The 2555-nt window shown below is 71.2% G+C and carries 1 protein-coding gene; it reads left to right on the top strand.

What is annotated here, in order from left to right; translation table 11 throughout:
* Positions 1-2377: translation initiation factor IF-2 (gene infB / locus ACK4JY_RS13115; RefSeq protein ID WP_409606414.1), on the top strand; the 2377-nt coding region annotated here is incomplete at its 5' end.
* Positions 2378-2555 lie beyond the last annotated feature (178 nt).

Here is a 2555-nt window from a genome sequence, read left to right as displayed (position 1 = left end):
GACGCCGGCGGCCCCCGCCCGTCCGGCCCCGCCGGCGCGGCCGGTGGTCAATTTCGGCCAGCGCACGCCCAAGCCGCAGGCGCCCGGTCGCGCCGCGGCGGAACGTCCGGCGTTTGGCGGCCGCTCGGCCCGCGAAGCCGCCATGGGCGGCGGCGAACGCAACTACGCCGAACGCCCGCAGGCCGCCCCGGCCCGTCCGCAAGGCGGCCCCGCCCGTCCGGCCGAACCGGTCCGCTATTCGGCCCTCAATCCGCGTCCGGCCCCCGGCGCCGCCCGTCCCGGCGGCGCGCGCACCGGCCCCGGCGGCCGTCCGACGCCGAACGCCCCTCCGACCACCCCGGACGTCGCCCGTCCGGCCCGCGCCGGCTTCGGCCGTCCCGCCGGCAGCAAGGTCGAGGAGGATCGCGACAAGCGCTTCTCCGACGCCGGTCCCGGCAAGGCCGTCAGCCGCACGCGCGGCGAGCCCAAGCGCCGCGAAGGCCGTCTGACCATCCAGGCCGTGGCCGGTGGCGACGAGGACGCCGCCGAGCGGATGCGCTCGCTGGCCTCGGTCCGCCGCGCCCGCGAACGCGAGAAGGAAAAGCGCAAGGGCGGCTCGACCGACGCGCCGAACCGGCCGCGCGAGGTCGTCATTCCCGACGTCATCACCGTGCAGGAACTGTCCAACCGGATGGCCGTGCGCGGCGTCGACATCATCAAATTCCTGATGCGTCAGGGTCTGATGATGAAGATCACCGACGTCATCGACACCGACACCGCCGAACTGGTCGCCGACGAGTTCGGCATGGCCGTGCGCCGGGTTTCCGAATCCGACGTCGAGACGGGCTTCCTGTCCGACGCCATCGACGACGAGGCGGTCACGCCCCGCGCGCCGGTGGTGGCCATCATGGGCCACGTCGATCACGGCAAGACCTCGCTGCTGGACGCCCTGCGCACCACCGACGTCGCCTCGGGCGAGGCCGGCGGCATCACCCAGCACATCGGCGCCTATCAGGTCCGCCTGCCCGACGGTCAGCGCGTCACCTTCCTCGACACCCCGGGCCACGCGGCCTTCTCGGCGATGCGGGCGCGCGGCGCCAATGTCACCGACATCGTGGTGCTGGTCGTGGCCGCCGACGACGGCGTCATGCCCCAGACCATCGAGGCCATCCAGCACGCCAAGGCGGCCAACGCCCCGATCATCGTGGCGGTCAACAAGATCGACAAGCCGGACGCGAATTCGCAGAAGGTCGTCAACGAGCTGCTGCAGTACGAAGTCATCGCCGAAAGCCTCGGCGGCGACACCCAGATCATCGAGGTCTCGGCCAAGAACCGCACCAATCTGGACGGCCTGATCGACGCCATCCTGCTGCAGGCCGAGGTCATGGACCTGAAGGCCGATCCGGAACGCACCTCGGAAGGCGTGGTCATCGAGGCCAAGCTGGACAAGGGCCGCGGCCCGGTCGCCACCGTCCTGGTCAAGCGCGGCACCCTGAAGCGCGCCGACATCGTCGTCGCCGGCTCGGCCTGGGGCAAGGTTCGCGCCCTGCTGGACGAACGGAACGCCCAGCTGACCGAAGCCGGTCCCTCCGTTCCGGTCGAGATTCTCGGCCTCGACGAGGCGCCCAGTCCCGGCGAACCCTTCGCCGTGGTCGAGAGCGAGGCCCGCGCCCGCGAACTGACCGAGTACCGCGCCCGCGTGAAGCGCGAGAAGGCCACCGGCGGCGTCAACCAGGTCTCGCTGGTCGACATGATGTCCAAGCTGCAGTCCAAGAAGGTCTCGGAGCTGCCGGTCATCATCAAGGCCGACGTGCAGGGTTCGGCCGAGGCCATCGTCAGCTCGCTGGACAAGATGGGCAACGAGGAGGTCCGCGCGCGCACCGTCATGTCGGGCGCCGGCGGCATCACCGAGAGCGACGTGCAGCTGGCCAAATCGGCCGGGGCGCCGATCCTCGGCTTCAACGTCCGCGCCTCGAAACAGGCCAAGGACCTCGCCGAGCGCGAGGGCGTCGAGATCCGCTACTATGCGATCATCTACGACCTGCTCGACGACATGAAGGGCGTGCTCTCGGGCATGCTGGCGCCGCTGCAACGCGAAACCTTCCTCGGCAACGCCGCCGTGCTGCAGGTGTTCGACATCTCCAAGACCGGCAAGATCGCCGGTTGCCGGGTGTCGGAAGGCGTGGTCCGCAAGGGCGCCAAGGTCCGGATCATCCGCGACGACGTGGTGGTTCTGGAGCTGGGCACCCTCACGACGCTCAAACGCTTCAAGGACGAGGTCAACGAGGTCCCGTCGGGCCAGGAGTGCGGCATGCATTTCCAGGGCTTCCAGGACATCAAGGCCGGCGACTACATCGAGTGCTTCACGGTCGAGGAAATCCAGCGCACGCTGGACTAGGCGAGCGGCGGAGCGGGCCTCTCCCTCCCCGTCACGGGGAGGGATGTCGGCGCGGCAGCGACGACAGGGTGGGGGCGGCTCCATCCGCCGCCCCCCCCCCGCCCCCCCCCCCGCCCCGCCCCCCCCCCCCCGGCCGGGGGGGGGGAGCCCCCGCGGTTGGGCGGAATAAGTGGGGGGG

It is taken from the genome of Brevundimonas sp. (assembly GCF_046295595.1).
GTDB lineage: Bacteria > Pseudomonadota > Alphaproteobacteria > Caulobacterales > Caulobacteraceae > Brevundimonas.
The sequence above is the reverse complement of the archived record's forward strand: the minus strand, read 5'-3'. Positions and strand labels throughout refer to the sequence as shown.